The sequence below is a fragment of the Paraglaciecola mesophila genome, assembly GCF_009906955.1.
Classification (GTDB): Bacteria; Pseudomonadota; Gammaproteobacteria; order Enterobacterales; family Alteromonadaceae; genus Paraglaciecola; species Paraglaciecola mesophila_A.
Genome location: NZ_CP047656.1, coordinates 1,828,198 through 1,844,779, shown reverse-complemented (window position 1 = coordinate 1,844,779; position 16,582 = coordinate 1,828,198). Strand labels below are relative to the sequence as shown.

The window sequence follows — 16,582 nt, the reverse complement described above, 5'->3', positions numbered from 1 at the left end:
AAGCGTTTTTCATGGCTTGCTTTTATTTCGTTAGCAGCCATGCCTACTGCCACTTCGAGCATTTTATCACTCGAGATGGCAGCCGTTTACTAGACGGTGATAGGCCGTTTCGTTTTGCTGGTTTACATGCCCCAGAGCTACACCGTATTGAAGATGATGAACGCGGTGTATGTAAAGAGGATCGGCGTGGATGGGGACAATATTTTAAATGGCCTACGAAGGAAGAACAGCAAAACTGGGTACGCTCATTGGTTCGTACCGGTCATAAAGCTACGCGAATATATGTGCTATCGGTAGCTCAGCCTGATGATGCGGCATGTGAGCGCGAAGTGCATATTTTGCCTCCAGTCAAAGCGGACGAAATGCCCAGGTTGAATGAAAAGGCTATGCAGGTACTCGATAATTTGTTGGCAACCGCTGATGAAGAAGGTTTACGTTTAATTATTCCTTTTATTGATCACTGGAGCTGGTGGGGGGGACGTGCTGAATTAGCTGCTTTTTACGATGAAAGCGCAGATGACTTTTATAATACAAAAAGCAAAACCTATCGGGCGTATCAATCGATTATTCAACAGGTTGTTACCCGGACCAACACGATCACCGGCAGAAAATACTCTGCAGAAAAAGCAATTATGGCATGGGAAACTGGCAATGAATTAAAAGACAGCACATCTGCTTTTGTTACCGAAACAGCAGCGTTGATACGGCGTTTTGCACCTAAACAATTAGTAGTTGATGGTAATTATTTAAGCGTGCTAAGTTCGTCTGTCAATGACCCCAATATCGATATTATTAGCAATCATTTTTACTCTGTTAATCATAACAACAAACCGCAAACAATCATTGATGACTTAGTTTCAATAAAAGGTAAGAAAGTTTACATTATTGGCGAGTTTGGGTTACTACCTACTAAGCAAATTCAGGAAATTATGCAAGCCGCTGTGAAAAGTGACGTAAACGGGGCGCAAGCATCTGGAGCGCTAATATGGGGCTTTCGTGGTCGGCGACATAACGGCGGTTTTTATTGGCATAAAGAAGGCGACAGTGAGTACTACAGTTATCATTTGCCTGGCTTCGAAGCAGGTAAAGAAAATGATGAAATTGCTGTTATCGATACTATAAGGCAAGCTCAAGCAAATATGAATGGAGAAGTTAAATCTCGCGTATTACCGTCACCTGAGCCACCAACATTGCGCGAAATTTCTCAAGCTCGACATGTTAATTGGTTGGGCTCTCCGGTGGCTCGAGCGTATAGAATTGAGCGGAAACTTGCCAGTGACATAAAATGGTACGTTATTGCTAAAGAGGTAAGTGACGGGAAAAACCAATATGACTCTCGCCACGATAATTTGTTTACCGATACTGACGAGCTCAACGTTGGCCAAACTTATTTGTATCGTGTTATCGGCATCAATGAGTCTGGGGAGTCACAGCCTTCAAATGTACAGTCTCTCTATATTTCACCAGTGCATTTGAACTGAGGACCGTGCTTCAGGCCTTACAATTGCTAACATATATGCGTTACCGCGGCGTTTGCGTGATCGATTTTGGAAAAAGAGATAAAGGCGTTCTTAGGGAACGCCTAGAGAGGGGGGAGCTTTATTGTTTGTATCCGATGTGCTTACAACCCTAGCTCAGACAAACCAGGATGATCATCAGGGCGGCGGCCTTGTGGCCAACGGAATTTTCGCTCTGATTCTTTGATGGGTAAGTCGTTGATGCAGGCAAAGCGATTTTGCATTAGGCCGTTTTCGTCAAATTCCCAATTTTCGTTGCCGTACGAACGAAACCAGTTACCGCTGTCGTCGTGCCATTCATAAGCGTAGCGAACGGCAATACGGTTTTCAGTGAAAGCCCACAACTCTTTTATTAGGCGATACTCCAGTTCTTTATCCCATTTGGCTTTTAAAAACGCGGCTGCTTCTGCACGGTTATTAACGAATGTGCTGCGGTTTCGCCACTTGGTGTCCTCTGTATAGGCGAGAGAGACCTTTTCTGGATTGCGGCTGTTCCAACCATCTTCGGCTAGGCGAACTTTTTCCATGGCGCTTTCCCTAGTAAAGGGGGGAAGTGGGGGGCGTGTATTCATGTTTACATCCTCTTTAGGTCGATTAACATTGCATGATTAAACTATTTAACCTGAATACTGGATAAGCCGAGCCTCTCGATAACGCTCTTTTTGTGCCTAACTGCATTGGATTGTCTAGCAATAACACGTTATTACGTACGCCAATCCGCCTTGCTATGCACGAAAAATTTCGTCACCGAGTAAGCTGTAGAGTAAAACAACTTGGGTATAAATTCGTAAGCCGTTGAATTATAGCCTTAAACTTTACTGGGTGACACTTCTTAACCAGAACTCAGGTTATTTACTAAAAATACGTTTTTGTTGAAACTGAATCTTTAATTTTATTTACAAGGCCAATGTGACGGCTTGGCTAACTTTAGCGGGAACCGCACAGCAAAGTAATACTTCTGACTCGTCGACGTGGGCACTCGGCTTATTGCGGTACGTTACACTGCCACTTAGTAGCCTTACTGCACATGATCCGCATTGGCCGTTACGACAACTGTATTCTGGCGTTAGCCCGCTGCTTTCGGCGACGTCCAGTAAGGTCTTGTCGCCCCTGTTCCAGCTTTGTTTAATACCAGATTGGGCAAATGTTATCAAAGCCGACTCAGCTTCTTGCTCCGCGTTAGCACTGGTATCTGTTGATTGGCGTACTAAAGATGATGGTCCGAACGCTTCAGCGTGAATGTCGCTATCTTGTACCCCAAGTTCAATTAATAAATCGTACATGCTTTGCATAAAACCTTGGGGCCCACAAAGATAAAAGTCTTTGTCGAATAGTGATGTTGCATTGTGGCTAGTCGTAGTGGCCATTGTATTAAGGACGTCGAGTAACAAAGCTTGGCTTATCCGCCCCTGAGCGGTGTAGTCTAATGGTGTCATTGGTTTAGGCGGCTTGCCCGTATCAATATCACTTAACACAGAATAATACTGAATATGCCCAGCGCTACGATTGGCGATATGAGTGAGCTCTTGGTAGAACCCACGTTGGTGTCTATCTTTAGCCCCTTGAATAACAGCCATCGGGCGAATATAGCGGCTGCGCAACCCTTCACCAAGGGCATCATTTGCCATCGATAGCATAGGCGTTATACCCACGCCAGCCCCTATCAAAACGGCAGGGCGCTGTTGTTTATTGTCGATAAAAAAGTGGCCACTCGGCGCTTTTATGTGTATTTCACTGCCCACGCTTATGTTGGCATGCAGCGCACTTGAGACTTGGCCATTGGATTCACGCTTAACCGAAATGCGATAATAGTTGCCTGTCGGGGCGCTAGATACCGTGTAATTACGCACGAGCCACTTGTCAGTGTTGGGCTGCTTGATACGCAAGGTAAGATGTTGACCTGGAGAAAAGGGCAATACAGCTGAATCGTCACTTGGGCGTATGTAGAATGAGCGAATAGTACTGCTTTCGTCTTCTATTTTAGTGATGGTAAATGGGCGCCACTGGTTGCGCTGTGCTTGTGCTTTTACTATCGCTTCTGCTTGTGCCCAGGTGCCTGTTGCTTGTGAGCTAGGAGAGTAGCTTTCAAAGGTTGCCCGAAACGGTAAGGCCGCTCTTAAGGTTATGCCTTGGGTTAAGGTAAATTGCCAGCCACGCAGTGCACCTTGAAAGCCTTCAATCAAGGGGGAGTCACTAGCAAGTAACGTGGCTTCACCAGTCAACATAATCACATCGCCTGATGTAAAATCAACGAAGAGTATGCCTGCTTTAGGGTTGATAGCGAAGTTACCTAAGGTGTTGAAAAAGTTATTCCCTGCATAATCTGGGATCGTCAAGGTATTACCTTGTACCTTTATAAAGCCAGGCATGCCACCACGGTGCGAAACATCAACTCCCATCGCACTTTGCGCCGGTTGTTCATCGTTTGCTGAGTGCTGAGGATTATGCCCAGCCGAACTGGCGACAAAAAACGTATCTGCTTGACGAATAAAAGTGGTTAATGAGGCACTCAGCTCAGTAAATGTTTCAATAACGGGCGCCTCTACAGGGGCATATGGTGAGCGAATAAATTGAATTTCCCGCGTTTGAATATATTGCGGGCAATTGCCAAAAGACTGCTCAACGTCTAATTCAAGCTGATGATTTGACACCGAACTGACGGTGGCGTTTACTCGGTTGCGTCGCCGCGTAGGCATTTCTAATCCAAGTAAACCCAAGCGAGCCCCTTGCTTGACGGCGGATGCTAATGGGTCTCCTGTTAAAATAGGCGTATTTATCGTCAGTTGTGTCGAGGAAGGGGACTGCACGAAGCCCGGCTTTCCAGGTAAAATCGATGCCCAAAGTTGCCCTTCATCTGTCGTGCTGCCCAGCACCATAAACGGCAGTTGTTGGAAGAATTGCCTATGTTGATCTGGCATGTATGGGCGGATCGCGCGACGGCCAATATTGTCCATCTGCTCCAGAGCACCTGCACTGGCTTGCAACTGACGCTCACCTTCGTGAAATGGGGGGGGAGTGTTGTTAAGTTCCATGAGTACTCCAGTACAGGTAAATTAATTCAATACATTCAAGAGATATGGCTAGGTGCGCCGCCCAGCCAATAAAAAACATAAAACGCTACACGCTAGGCAACAAGACCAGCCTTTGTTGCTGCCATGGGTTTAAATCCGTTTAGCGCTTCTACATTTGCTAAAAAGCGACGAACATTTGGGTACTCAGCCAAGGACACATTCCCCTCTGGAGCATGCGCTGTGTAAGTGTATATAGCGATGTCAGCGATGCTCGGGCTATCACCGACCAAAAACTCTCTGCCTTCTAAGTGTGCATCTAGTTTCCCTAGTACTTTGTTTGCCGTGGCAATAGCAAAGTCAGCATCAAGGGGCGCATTAAACACGGTAATTAAGCGCGCATTACATGGGCCAAAGGCTATTTCGCCAGCGGCTAGTGACAAGAATTTTTGTACTTGCGCTTCAAGCACTGCATCGGTAGGTAAGTAGTTAGGCGCGTACTTACGTGCCAAATAAACCAAGATCGCATTTGAGTCACTGATAACGACGTCACCGTCTTCTAATACGGGTACTTGACCCGCAGGGTTCAGGGCTAGAAATGGCGCTTGTTTGTGTTCACCTCCCGCTAAATCCACATTGATGACATCGTGGGCGATACCAGCGATGTTAGCGAATAGCTCCACACGTTGGGCGTGACCGGAGAGCGGGAACGAATGAATTTTGATGGCATTTGACATGATAAGTCCTCTGATTGTTTTTAGGTGGTTTGGCCTTAATAAGGCGTCGCTTTGTATTCGAACAAATAATAGGCACAGCAACTCTTGTGAACAATATGTTGATTTATAGAATGACTATGTACAAAATGTTCTTAATATGACGGGTGATACACCAAATCGCTCATGATCAATCGCGACTGAGAAGGCAAATACAGCCATGGATACCATTGACGGCATACGTACGTTTATTGCGGTAGCTAAACAAAAATCGTTTACCGCAGGGGCTAAGCAATTGGGCATAAGCACTAAGCTGGCGAGTAAATACATTGGTCAGTTGGAGAAAAAGCACGGTGCTTTGTTGTTTCACCGCACAACGCGCAGTGTTACGTTGACAGAAACTGGGCAAGCGTATTTTGCGCGGTGCGTGCCTTTGCTAGAGCAATTTGAAGAGCTAGAAGATGTCATTCAACATCGACAGTCTGCTCTGTCAGGTACCGTTCGCTTAACGGCTCCCACCGCATTTGGCAGTACTAAACTCGTTGATGCTCTGGCTCCGTTTTTAGCCCTGCATCCGAAAATCAATGTTGAGTTGAACCTGTCTGATCAGCACGTAGCGATAGTTGATGAAGGGGTAGATGTTGCTGTGCGATTCGGGCCGTTGAAAGATTCAACCCTGATTGCTAAAAAATTGATGGATATGCGTATTGTCTTTTTTGCTTCTCCCGAGTATTTAAAGCGTAATGGCAGGCCAGCCCACCCACGTGCACTAGCGACTCATAACTGTTTGTTACAGACGTCTCAAAAAGATCCTGATAATTGGAAGTTCAAGGAATCTGGGAATACTTTCACCGTTAATGTTAGCGGCGATTTTGCTTCTAATTCCCCCAGAGCGGTAACGCAAATGGCTTCGCAAGGGCTGGGCATAGGCATGGGTCCACAGTACGTAACTGAGCCTTACGTAAAAGAGGGCTCTTTGGAGTTGCTTTTCGAACCCTTTGAAGCGAGCGAATTGGTATTAAACGCTGTGTATGCCTCAAACCGACACTTACCGGCAAGAATACGCGCATTGCTTGATCACCTTGCTGAGGCATTTAATACCAATTCGCATTAATCATTGCCCCCTTAAGAATGCACCCTGCGGTTTTTTATTAACGTGGTATGGTAAAAAAGAAAAGGTGCTCGAGTAAAAGCATTACCCAAACACCATTACATATTCGAAAGGGTTAATGATGATTCTTATAAATGTGGCCGAGTACTGCCGCGCCAAAAAATAAGCACATGATAACCATAACGCCTAGCATCCAGAAGTGAGTAATATCAAATTCTTGCATACAATTTTCCTCTTTAGGTGGTGAAACACAAAGCTATTCATCATTAGTTGTATGAACACACCTATAGATGATGTAGCCAATTAGCATGATTAAACTAATCACGCCCAAAGTTTGTAAAAATATTTGCCAAAACATACGCTTCCTTAATGACCCTTTGGGGTCGTTGCTAGCACTTTTACGTCGTATTCATCGGACCCGAAATACTTAGGTCGACTTGGGCAAACTAGATTCGTAACCGTGCCCACAATGAGTGTTAGCGCTAACATGACATAGGAATTAGGCATATCTTGCATGCCTAACCACTGAGGTATTGTGGTAAACGACCACAAGGTGTTTACTACCCATACGGTTATTAGCGTAATGCCTGCGCCTATGTTCGAGCGTTTCCAAAACAAACCTGAAACCAATAACCACAAAACCGGCATGAGCCAAGCGAGTACCCAGCCTACCGACGCTAATATCTGCGGTAAAAAAGAGCCCACTACCACTGCGATAACCGCGAGGACAATAATGACGATCCGAGTGACTTTTTTAATCTCTTTTTCAGTGGCTTCTGGGTTGTAAAAGCGTCGATAAATGTCGTTACTAAATATAGTCGCAGGAGCAAGGGCTGTCATGGCAAAGGAAGACAAAATTGCCGCCATAAAAGAACCTACTAATAAGGTTACAAGCCAGCCCGGCAGCAGCTCTACCAACATTGTTGTTGCTGCGGTCTTGGCACCTAATGCCTCAAACTCAGGGATAGATTTAGCCGTTAAGCCAATAACACAAATAAATACACCGAACATGCCGTTAACGGGGGCGGCGATCCACAGTGCTTTAACGATGGTTTTTTCATTTTTAGCGCTCATGCACACTTGTAAAAGTGGCTGGTTAGCGGGTTGGCTAAACACTAAGGCGACAACCAAGCCAAAGGCAAACGTCCACATTAATTCTGGTGGACCAAAAATAGACAGCATCTGTTCGTTACCGCTATTCACGTAATAGTTAGTCACAGAGCTAAAGTCACCGTTTGGCAATTGGAATGCCAAAAATAGGGTGGCTAATATGACACTGATGTACATCAAAACGGCATTGGCGACGTTGATCCAGCCCACTTCTTTAATACCCGCTAAAACAACGTATAAAATTCCTAACACACCACCGGCCACTGCGCTGTAATGCACGTTCCAGCCGGTCATGGCTGATAACAATATTGCCAAACCTTGTGTTTCTAAGGTGAGTACGCCAAAAATTGAGCCGGCCATCACGCAACCCACAATGACGCGAATGGCTGGGTTGTATAAATCTTCAAGCAACTGAGGAACAGAATTCACCCCGGTTCGACGCATCCATAAGCCTGTACTAAGGCACGTGATAACCAACAATATGACATGGGCGATTGAAAACCAAAGCGCTGTTGCGCCCATATTCCAGGCCATTTCAAATATGCCCATGATATGCGGCGTACCTAATACGGTAAGGGCAAGTGTGGCAGCAATAACGCTTACGCCGAGTTGACGGCCACCATGGGTAAACTCAGCATCGTTATGAAGCGCTTTTTTCTTAGTACGCCTGGAGACAAGATAGCCAACGCCAAGAATTAATATGAGCTCGTATGCCAAAACGCATACTATTAAAGTGATATTCATGGTGAGAAATGCCCATTAGTATTTGAAATAATTTGAGAGGATTGGCATGAAATAACCCGTCCTGTGACACTGCCTAAGCCGATCCGCAGACCTGATGCATTCTGGCAAAAGCCGCGAAGCTCTATTTCATCGCCGTCTTGTAAAAAGGTTCTTTTTTCTGTCGCTGAAATGGCTAGTTGTTGCTGACCCCCTTGGGTTAATTCAAGCAATGAGCCCGCTTCATCTGGGGTAGCACCAGACTGGGTACCGGACCCCAACAAGTCACCTGAGTTGAGCCCGCACCCATTGATAGTGTGATGGGTGATCATTTGGGCGATTGTCCAGAATGAGTGCTTGAAGCTAGTCTGGCTCAGCTTTTTGGGCGGTTGCTTGTTTTGGCGCATTTTCGCGCTGCTGAGATAGCATTCCATTTGAATATCAAGGGCACCAAGTTTTTCGTTTTGTTCACAAAACAAGTAGTCTATGGTGTGCTTGTCTTGTTCTGCCCGTTGCATGGGCATACGAAATGGTTGTAATGCCTCAGAACTAATGAGCCAAGGGGAAATACTGCTCATAAAGTTCTTAGATAAAAAAGGCCCGAGTGGCTGATATTCCCACGCTTGAATATCTCGGGCTGACCAGTCATTTAACATGCACACACCAAATAAATGTTGCTCTGCTTGCGTTATATTGACTGAATCGTAGGGGGATGCTTTTTTTCCGATAAATACGCCCAGTTCGACTTCGTAATCGAGACGTTCCGTTGGTTTCAATATCGGTGGTTGCTTGTTGTCGACTCTGACTTGCCCTTTGGGCCTTTTTACCTGTGTTCCAGATACATAGATGGATGAAGCACGTCCGTGATAGGCGATAGGGATCCATTTGTAATTAGGAAGTAGAGGATTCTCAGGTCTAAACAGTTTGCCTACTGACGTTGCGTGATGAATTGATGAATAAAAGTCCGTATAGTCACCAATATCACACGGCATTTGCATGATGACTTCCGTCATGGGAACTAAAGCGCGGCTCACCGCACTTTTATGTTGGGAGCCGGTGCGTAGCGATCGTGACAGCGACAGCCTGATAGCGCCTGCCGCTTCAACACCCATGGCCATAAAGCGATTGAGAGTTCGCTCAGTTAGCGCTTCGTTGGCAGCATCAGCAAGACCTGTAAAAATATGTTCTGCGTAGAGTCTGTGCATATCGATAATATAATCACCTATGGCAACACCACAGCGTGCTTGTTGCTGACCTGCTTGTTTAAAAACACCAAATGGTAGGTTTTGAATCGGAAATGCGTCATGTCCATTTGCCGAAGAAACCCAACTTTCTAACGTGATTTGGTGTGTTTCATTTAAACAATTGATAGGGTGTACCATGTTAGTATCTAATGCCTCGTTTCATCATCTCAGTGCCTATCACTCCAGCCTTTTTCTTAAGCTTACTGATGAGTGATGGTTCCAGCTTTTGCTTGAAACGCGAAGAAGGCATGAGCACAACAATAGCCGCGATAGGTTGGCGAATACTGTTAAAAATAGGAACGGCAACAGCGCTGATGCCTAAGTGTAATTCTTCGTCATCTGTGGCGTATCCTTGCTTGTTATATTCAACCAAGCGCTGGCGAAACAGGGTTTTGTCTGTGATGGTATTCGGTGTGACCTGCGCCAGCTCACCTTTTAACAACATATCCACTCGTTCAGCATGAATGCACGATAGAATCGCTTTGGCGCCGGCGGCGGTATGCAAAGGCAAAATTTCTCCTGGGGGAAGCTCGACTTTTAAGGGATGTTGAGACAGCGCTGAATAAGTGGGAACGGTCGAGTTGCCGAGCCATATTTCTAAGGTAACGGTTTCTTGTAAGATATCTCTTAGTTCATCAATGTGGGTTCTGGCAAGGTGCAGAACATCATTGAAATTAACGTCAGCCATGGTCATCGCCAATTGGTAGATCGCCGGGCCAAGCCAATACTTTCCAGTTTCTTTGTTTTTATATACAAATTCATGCTCAGCTAATTTGAGGAGTAGTCGTGAAACCGTGGCTTTATGAATATTAAGCTTACGACCAAGGCAAGTGGTACCAATTTCCTCGTTCTCTTGGGCAAGAGTGAGCAGTACACGAATGGCCTTGTCGACAGTTGATGTTGAATCACACTCTTTCATAAATACTCCTAAACCTGTCTGGTTATCCTATTTGAGCAAGGAAATTAAGCAACGCACCTGTCTCATTATTTGAGACTAAATGTATATGTTTTGTTATCTTTATGTAATTGTTTTTGTGTTGCAAGTGCGTTGTCCAACAGTCGTCGAGAGTACGCCTATTCCTTGTACTTCTAACTCAATCAGGTCCCCAGGTTGTACCCAGCGCTCTAGTTCGTCACCACAGCCAAACGCAACGGTGCCAGAGCCTATGAAGTCGCCAGGGTAGAGGGTCTCTGATTGAGAGATATACTCGATGATTTTCGCGAAGCTCCAATACATGTCAGAGCTATTGCCACTGGACCATACTTCGCCATTTATTCTGGCCTGCATATCTAATGAACTAGGATCGAGTTCGTCAGGGGTCACTAAGCAGGGGCCCATAACATTTCCCATGTCCATGTCTTTTCCTTTGGCGGGGCCGAGCAGCATGGTGATTTCTTTTTGCAGTACATCCCGAGCACTGATGTCATTAAAAATGGTATAGCCGGCGATATACGCATGTGCATCTTCGGCTTTTATATTGCTGCCGGTTTTGCCGATGTACACGCCAAATTCCAGTTCATAATCAAGCTTTTCTGTGTAGTTTGGCCAAGGCACTACTGTATTGTGGCCAACCACAGTACGAGTATTGCCCTTGTAATAAAGGGGCTGCTGATACCACAGTTCTGGGATCGGCTTACCGGTACGTTTTTCGAAGTTCTTAGCGTGGGTTTCAAAACTAATCGTGTCGCGAATTGAGCCAGGATTCGTCACTGGTGCGAGCAACTCAATATCTTTTAATGCATAAAGCAAAATCTGTTTATCGGGACCTCGTAAAGCTTGGTTATTTGCGCGGCGCTGTTGCACAAATTCTATGGCTTGTTTGGCAGCAGACATGCTTTGTTCGCCACCTTGCAAGAACGTAATCATGTCGGATGGCACTAGGGCTTCAGCTAATGGGTAATAGCGTTCTGTTTTGCCTGAATCGTGCAACATTGCAGCGTAGGCAAAGTTCAAATCTAACGCTTTATCGCCAAGCAAGGCACCGATTCGGGTCTGTGTGCCTAAGTGTGTTTGTACACTAAAGGTAATCAATTTCACGGGTATCTCTCCAATTATGTGGCTAAATCAGGTTAATTTTGTTGTTGAAAAAGCTGTAGTTGTCGAAGTAAGCGTTGATTGTTGTTCGCGACTTTTTGTGCTTTTTGGTCATCAGGATAGCGATACCAGCCGGTTCCGGATTTTATTCCTGTTTCTCCCTTGTTCACTTTTTCTAGGAGTTGTTCAGATGGCACAAGTGCATTACTAAGGGTGGGGAAAATATTCGCGGAGGCGCGAGCTGCAGTATCAAGGCCTATCATGTCTTCTGCTTCCATTGGGCCTAAGCAGGCTAGTCTAAAACCGTAGCTGGCTTTGACTGCTATATCTAAATCCTCTGGTGATACCACGCCTTGCTCTAGCAAATAATCGATTTCACGCTCCATGGCGCCTGTTAGTCGATTAATAATAAAGCCAGGAATTTCTTTACGAACCAATACCGGCTTTTTACCAATTTTGCTCATAAGGGCTTGGGTAAGTTCTATGGTATCCGTTGACGTTTCACTGCCCGTATGAATCTCTACCGCAGGTATAATATGCGCAGGATTAAAATAGTGTAAACCGATAAGGCGATGAGCACTTTTCATCTCTTGCCCTATGGAAGATACCGTCATACTGCTGGTGTTTGTGGCAAAAATAATATTATCTGGCAGGTTATCTATCTGCTGAAAAAGGTCTCGTTTGAGAGGTAATATCTCAGGGAGCACTTCAATCACATAATCGACGCTTGCCAGATCTTGAGCCAAGTTGCTGACAAGGTAATACTCAATTCTGGCGGTGATAGTCTCTTTGCTTTCACTGACTAATTCATAGTCAATGAATGCGTCAATATTGTTAGCGATATTTTGTTTGCACTTGGTTAACGCCTCGTGATTATTATCAAATACGCTAACCTGTATACCGGCTTGAGCAAATCCCTGTGCTATGCCTTCTCCCATTATGCCTGCGCCAATTACGGCGACACTCTTGACCTGTTCAGCATTTTGATTTTTCATTTAACGTTACCTGCCTTACATTATTACAGTGTTAATAAACCGTTAATAAGTGTAGGTTTGTCCTAGAATGCACTCAATGGTGGTGTCTTGAATAGTAAGACACCTTCAATATTGCTTGCGTAATCGCGCGGAAAAATGCTGGGGGGATTCTTTTTAAGTCGTCGCAATAGTTGAAACAGCCCGATTGACCCTAAGTGTAAGCGGTCATAACCTAAATTTAACAAATTGATTACATCTATATGTCAGTTAAATACGGTAGCCAATGTGGCACTTAGGAGCATGTATGACCCTAGAAAATAATGATAAATTCAAAAAAAATCCACTTCATATCGCAATCTGTGGGCTGCTATTAAGCCCTTGTTTGCACGTTGCAACAGCACATGCTCAAGAAGAAACGAGTCAAGTGACAGAGCAGGGTACAACTGAAACGGATGTTGAAAAAATATTGGTTTTTGCACGTAAAAGGGGTGAAGAAGTTAAAGATGTACCTGTGTCGCTAAGTGCTATGAGTGGTGATGCTTTGGCGAAGGCGGGAGTAAGTGATATTACAAGTTTATTCGCCTTGATGCCTGGGGTTGAAAACAACGCAGATGGCAGTCGTATTGCCAATAAACCAGCCATTCGCGGTGTTGGTTCAACCGAAAACTCCTCTATACGGGCAAAAGTAACGACCTTTATTGATGGGATGCCGGTTGTTGGCTCTCAAGGGATTAGCTCTTTTGCTGGACTTGAGCATGTTGAAGTATTACGCGGGCCACAAAGTGCCGCTTTTGGGCGCTCTACTTTTGGTGGTGCGATTAATTACGTCACCCGCGACCCAGACCCAATCGGTGAGTTTGAGTTTGATGGGCGTGCAACCATAGGCACAGATGAAACCCGTGATGTGAGTTTGGTTATGTCTAGCCCATTGGTCGAAGATAAACTGGCGGTGATGGCAACCCTAGAGAGCAAACATTACGGTGGACCAAGTGATTGGGTGACAACATCAGGTGATCAACTTGGTGGCACTAGTGACAAACTTGGCTCAATAAAACTTGTGTATACACCAACGGCAAATGTTAAAGCAGAATTAATGTATATAACGCAGGAGATTGACGATGATCATCCTGCGGTGTTGTTCGCTAATTTGGATCAACTTGAACCATACGCGCTTGATAGCGATGGCCTATGTGCTATTAACGGTGGCGGCAGTGCATGTGTCATAAACGGCGAAGTTGACTCTGTCCCTTTGGTTTTTGATTACAACTTCGATCACCCTGTTAATCCAGTGCTTGATCCCGGCACTCGTATTGATCGTGATCGTATTCAGGGCTCTATTGAAATCGAATTCGATTCCGGCATGACCTTAACCGCGCTGGGGGCAACGACCGATGAGGAAGGCGAAACGTGGTTCGATCGCGATGCTTACTCAGATGTGACAACCATACATGTTGGCTCTTCACCTGAAAGTGATGAAAAGTACGCCGAGGTGCGCCTTGCTTCACCAAGCGAAGGGTCATTTGATTGGTTAGTGGGGGCGTCGTTATATGAATATGATTATCTAAATACCGTTTATGCGAACCGTTCAACGGGTGCCGTGATGGATTTGTATTCAGAAGGAGCGAGGAATATTGGGGTTTTCTTTAGTGTTGGCTATGACTTGAGCGATAAATTAACGGCATCTTTTGAAGGCAGATACCAAGCGGATGAAATTGACAGCGTATACCCAGCGAATGCGGCTCGTGGTGTAGAAAGCGATATTACTTCTAGTAGTGAAACCAAATCCTTTCAACCTCGTATTGCACTCAGCTATGAGTTAAATGACGAGAACAATGTGTATCTACAAGTCGCTCGGGGAACAAATCCAGCGGGCTTCAACGCCAATGCCCTCGATCCAATTTTGGTGCAAACAGCGGATGAAGAAAACTATGACTTAGAAGCATTTCAAACTTACGAAGAAGAAGAAATTCTCAGTTATGAATTGGGTATTAAAGGCAATATTCGTGAGCATAATTTGCGTTATTCGCTAGCGGCCTATTATTTGGACTGGGAAGGCTATGTGCAACCCGCCACGGCGAATTGGACGCCAGATGATGGTGTCTTAAGCGAGGGAACGACTGCGGATGATTATTACTCTCGATTGTTTCTCAATACCGGTGATTTAGATGGGATGGGGCTTGAGTTTGAAGGGCAGTGGCAACCCTTTGATGCACTGGATTTGGGCACCAGTCTGGCGTATACCGGTTTAGAGTTCAAAGACGACGCCTGCTCACCTATACCGTTAGATTATGGCGTTGCTCCAACGTCTACTTCACCTTTTAATTGTGCTGCCACAATTGGCGGTAACGCACCACCTATGTTGTCTCGGTATACGGCCGCGCTGAATGCTACTTACACGGTTCCACTTGAGAATGGACTGAGTGCTTATGCACGCGCCGATTACCAATACCGCTCAAAACGCTACGTAGAGCAAATTAATACTGACTATTTACCTGCTTATTCTTTAGTGAATTTGCGCGCTGGCGTACGTGCAGATGAGTGGTCTGTGGAGCTCTTTGTGAATAATGTCTTCGATGAAGACTCGCCAGCAGGGGCAGTTAGGTTTTTTGATGGGCGAATTGCTGGTATGTCATACAACACCAGTATTAGACTTCGCCAACCGCGTACGGCGGGCATTAACTTAAGCTATAGCTTTTATTAATAAGGCGAATTTTTGGATGATAAGTATGAAAAAAACACATTATTTAATTGGCCTTTGCTGTGCCTTTTTACTGCAGGCCTGCCAAGACTCTGGTTCATCAGGTGCGGTAACGAGTCAAGAAAATACTCAAGTCGCCGGTGCACCGAATATATTGTTCATCTTACTCGATGATTTGGGCTATGGGGATGTAGGGTATTTAGATTCTCAAATACACACTCCAAATATCGACAACTTAGCATCACAAGGCGTTACGCTTAAACACGGTTATGCCTATCCTATTTGCAGCCCTACAAGAGCTGCGCTGATGACAGGCAAAAACCCGCTTAATTTCGGTATAGATGGGCCGATGGAAAACGACGCCATGTTACCTGAAGATCTCACTACTTTGCCTGAACGGTTTCAGGAGGCGGGGTATCAAACTTGGATGGTGGGAAAATGGCACCTCGGTATGGCAAAGAGAAGTGCCATGCCGCATAACCGTGGTTTTGATGACTTTTACGGGTTTTTAGGGGGCTTTATTGACTATTATACCCATGTCTATTTTGGTGGCCTAGATTGGCAGAACAATGATACATCACTTCGTGAAGAAGGCTTTGTTACTGAGTTATTGACCGCAAAAGCGATTGATAAAATCACTCATTTCAAAGGGGATAAACCTTTCTTTATGTACTTGTCGTACAGTGCACCCCATACCCCATTACAGTATGTTCCTAACCCGATTAACGACTACTCTGATTTTGAGTCGAAGGACAGACAAGTGTTTGCGGACATGACCTCAGACGTTGACCAAGACATTGGTGAAGTGTTAGCTGCATTAGATAAGCAAGGTTTATCCGAGAATACCATAGTGGTATTTATGAGTGACAATGGTGGAAACTTAGAAGCAGGTGCAAACAATGGCTTACTTCAAGGAGGAAAAGGCAGTGTTTATGAGGGCGGTGTTCGTGTGCCGGTGTTAATTCGTTGGCCTGCAAAGCTACAACACAAAACCATGAATCAACCTATGTTCACTCAAGATTGGGCCCCCACTTTACTTGAAGCGGCAAACATAGATTATAAGGGGGATGACTTTGATGGGGTTAGCCAATTTTTCAATCTTTCAGAGACGGATGAAAAAACCATTCAACGGGAAGTGGTAGTAGGAACCGCCAAGCAAAAAGCGGTTTACCAATGGCCGTGGAAGTTGATCGTCGATGCCAAAGGCAATAAGCATTTGTTCAATTTAATGCAAGACGAATTCGAACACAGCGATGTTGCAATGGATCATCCTGAGTTGGTGGCTCAATTAATGTCTGAACTGACGTTACTGCCTCATTTACCCTCTAAAGCGGCGAAAGGGCCGCCTCCAGAGTCTCTGTTTTTAGATGCCCATGGGCACTTTGACTACAATGTTCGCAAGGCAGAAACGAGAAAGCCTTGGTTAGAAACTGCTTTGTAGCTGAGATGTAG

General features: G+C 45.2%; 12 protein-coding genes. 4 read left to right on the top strand and 8 right to left on the bottom strand.

Features of this window, described 5'->3' with window-relative positions; genetic code table 11:
* The first annotated feature begins 11 nt into the window (after nucleotides 1-11).
* Entirely contained in the window at nucleotides 12-1,481 is a 1,470-nt protein-coding gene (locus FX988_RS07935; protein WP_254700756.1) for a beta-mannanase man5E, read from the top strand.
* A gap of 140 nt (nucleotides 1,482-1,621) precedes the next feature.
* On the opposite strand, the gene FX988_RS07930 is transcribed toward FX988_RS07935, so the two are convergent.
* The 3 genes from FX988_RS07930 to FX988_RS07920 all read right to left on the bottom strand — a co-directional run bounded on the left by FX988_RS07930 (nucleotide 1,622) and on the right by FX988_RS07920 (nucleotide 5,262).
* Nucleotides 1,622-2,089 (bottom strand): DUF1348 family protein, encoded by a 468-nt coding sequence (locus FX988_RS07930; RefSeq protein WP_160179126.1) that lies wholly within the window; start codon nucleotides 2,087-2,089, stop codon nucleotides 1,622-1,624.
* Nucleotides 2,090-2,413: 324 nt separating this feature from the next.
* Nucleotides 2,414-4,549, bottom strand: coding sequence for a pyridoxamine 5'-phosphate oxidase family protein (locus FX988_RS07925; RefSeq protein WP_160179125.1), 2,136 nt, complete (start codon nucleotides 4,547-4,549; stop codon nucleotides 2,414-2,416).
* Nucleotides 4,550-4,641: 92 nt separating this feature from the next.
* Entirely contained in the window at nucleotides 4,642-5,262 is a 621-nt protein-coding gene (locus tag FX988_RS07920) for a glutathione S-transferase family protein (RefSeq protein WP_160179124.1), read from the bottom strand.
* Between the two features lie 196 nt (nucleotides 5,263-5,458).
* Here FX988_RS07920 and FX988_RS07915 point away from each other — a divergent pair, with 196 nt between their 5' ends.
* Nucleotides 5,459-6,352 carry a LysR family transcriptional regulator gene (locus tag FX988_RS07915; RefSeq protein WP_160179123.1) on the top strand — a complete coding sequence of 298 codons (894 nt, stop codon included), beginning with the start codon at nucleotides 5,459-5,461 and terminating at the stop codon, nucleotides 6,350-6,352.
* A gap of 363 nt (nucleotides 6,353-6,715) precedes the next feature.
* Here the strand turns inward: FX988_RS07915 and FX988_RS07910 are convergent, their stop codons facing one another.
* From FX988_RS07910 to FX988_RS07890, 5 genes are all read right to left on the bottom strand, one after another.
* Nucleotides 6,716-8,203 (bottom strand): sodium:solute symporter family protein, encoded by a 1,488-nt coding sequence (locus FX988_RS07910; protein ID WP_160179122.1) that lies wholly within the window; start codon nucleotides 8,201-8,203, stop codon nucleotides 6,716-6,718.
* Nucleotides 8,200-9,561 (bottom strand): fumarylacetoacetase, encoded by a 1,362-nt coding sequence (gene fahA / locus FX988_RS07905; protein WP_254700755.1) that lies wholly within the window; start codon nucleotides 9,559-9,561, stop codon nucleotides 8,200-8,202. The genes FX988_RS07910 and fahA overlap by 4 nt, the downstream gene beginning before the upstream one ends.
* A gap of 1 nt (nucleotide 9,562) precedes the next feature.
* Nucleotides 9,563-10,342 carry an IclR family transcriptional regulator gene (locus FX988_RS07900; protein WP_160179121.1) on the bottom strand — a complete coding sequence of 260 codons (780 nt, stop codon included), beginning with the start codon at nucleotides 10,340-10,342 and terminating at the stop codon, nucleotides 9,563-9,565.
* Between the two features lie 99 nt (nucleotides 10,343-10,441).
* Nucleotides 10,442-11,461: a fumarylacetoacetate hydrolase family protein gene (locus FX988_RS07895; RefSeq protein WP_160179120.1), complete on the bottom strand. Its 1,020-nt coding sequence runs from the start codon at nucleotides 11,459-11,461 to the stop codon at nucleotides 10,442-10,444.
* 32 nt (nucleotides 11,462-11,493) lie between these two features.
* Nucleotides 11,494-12,453 carry a 3-hydroxyacyl-CoA dehydrogenase family protein gene (locus FX988_RS07890; protein WP_160179119.1) on the bottom strand — a complete coding sequence of 320 codons (960 nt, stop codon included), beginning with the start codon at nucleotides 12,451-12,453 and terminating at the stop codon, nucleotides 11,494-11,496.
* 283 nt (nucleotides 12,454-12,736) lie between these two features.
* On the opposite strand from FX988_RS07890, the gene FX988_RS07885 reads away from it, so the two are divergent.
* Both FX988_RS07885 and FX988_RS07880 read left to right on the top strand, forming a co-directional pair.
* Nucleotides 12,737-15,133 carry a TonB-dependent receptor gene (locus tag FX988_RS07885; RefSeq protein WP_160179118.1) on the top strand — a complete coding sequence of 799 codons (2,397 nt, stop codon included), beginning with the start codon at nucleotides 12,737-12,739 and terminating at the stop codon, nucleotides 15,131-15,133.
* 25 nt (nucleotides 15,134-15,158) lie between these two features.
* Nucleotides 15,159-16,571: an arylsulfatase B gene (locus FX988_RS07880; protein WP_254700754.1), complete on the top strand. Its 1,413-nt coding sequence runs from the start codon at nucleotides 15,159-15,161 to the stop codon at nucleotides 16,569-16,571.
* The last annotated feature ends 11 nt before the right edge of the window (nucleotides 16,572-16,582 follow it).

Coding starts and splice junctions, on each gene's coding strand:
- FX988_RS07935 (WP_254700756.1), top strand. CDS start 12: ATGGCTTGCTTTTATTTCGTTAGCAGCCATGCCTACTGCCACTTCGAG.
- FX988_RS07930 (WP_160179126.1), bottom strand. CDS start 2,089: ATGAATACACGCCCCCCACTTCCCCCCTTTACTAGGGAAAGCGCCATG.
- FX988_RS07925 (WP_160179125.1), bottom strand. CDS start 4,549: ATGGAACTTAACAACACTCCCCCCCCATTTCACGAAGGTGAGCGTCAG.
- FX988_RS07920 (WP_160179124.1), bottom strand. CDS start 5,262: ATGTCAAATGCCATCAAAATTCATTCGTTCCCGCTCTCCGGTCACGCC.
- FX988_RS07915 (WP_160179123.1), top strand. CDS start 5,459: ATGGATACCATTGACGGCATACGTACGTTTATTGCGGTAGCTAAACAA.
- FX988_RS07910 (WP_160179122.1), bottom strand. CDS start 8,203: ATGAATATCACTTTAATAGTATGCGTTTTGGCATACGAGCTCATATTA.
- fahA (WP_254700755.1), bottom strand. CDS start 9,561: ATGGTACACCCTATCAATTGTTTAAATGAAACACACCAAATCACGTTA.
- FX988_RS07900 (WP_160179121.1), bottom strand. CDS start 10,342: ATGAAAGAGTGTGATTCAACATCAACTGTCGACAAGGCCATTCGTGTA.
- FX988_RS07890 (WP_160179119.1), bottom strand. CDS start 12,453: ATGAAAAATCAAAATGCTGAACAGGTCAAGAGTGTCGCCGTAATTGGC.
- FX988_RS07885 (WP_160179118.1), top strand. CDS start 12,737: ATGACCCTAGAAAATAATGATAAATTCAAAAAAAATCCACTTCATATC.
- FX988_RS07880 (WP_254700754.1), top strand. CDS start 15,159: ATGAAAAAAACACATTATTTAATTGGCCTTTGCTGTGCCTTTTTACTG.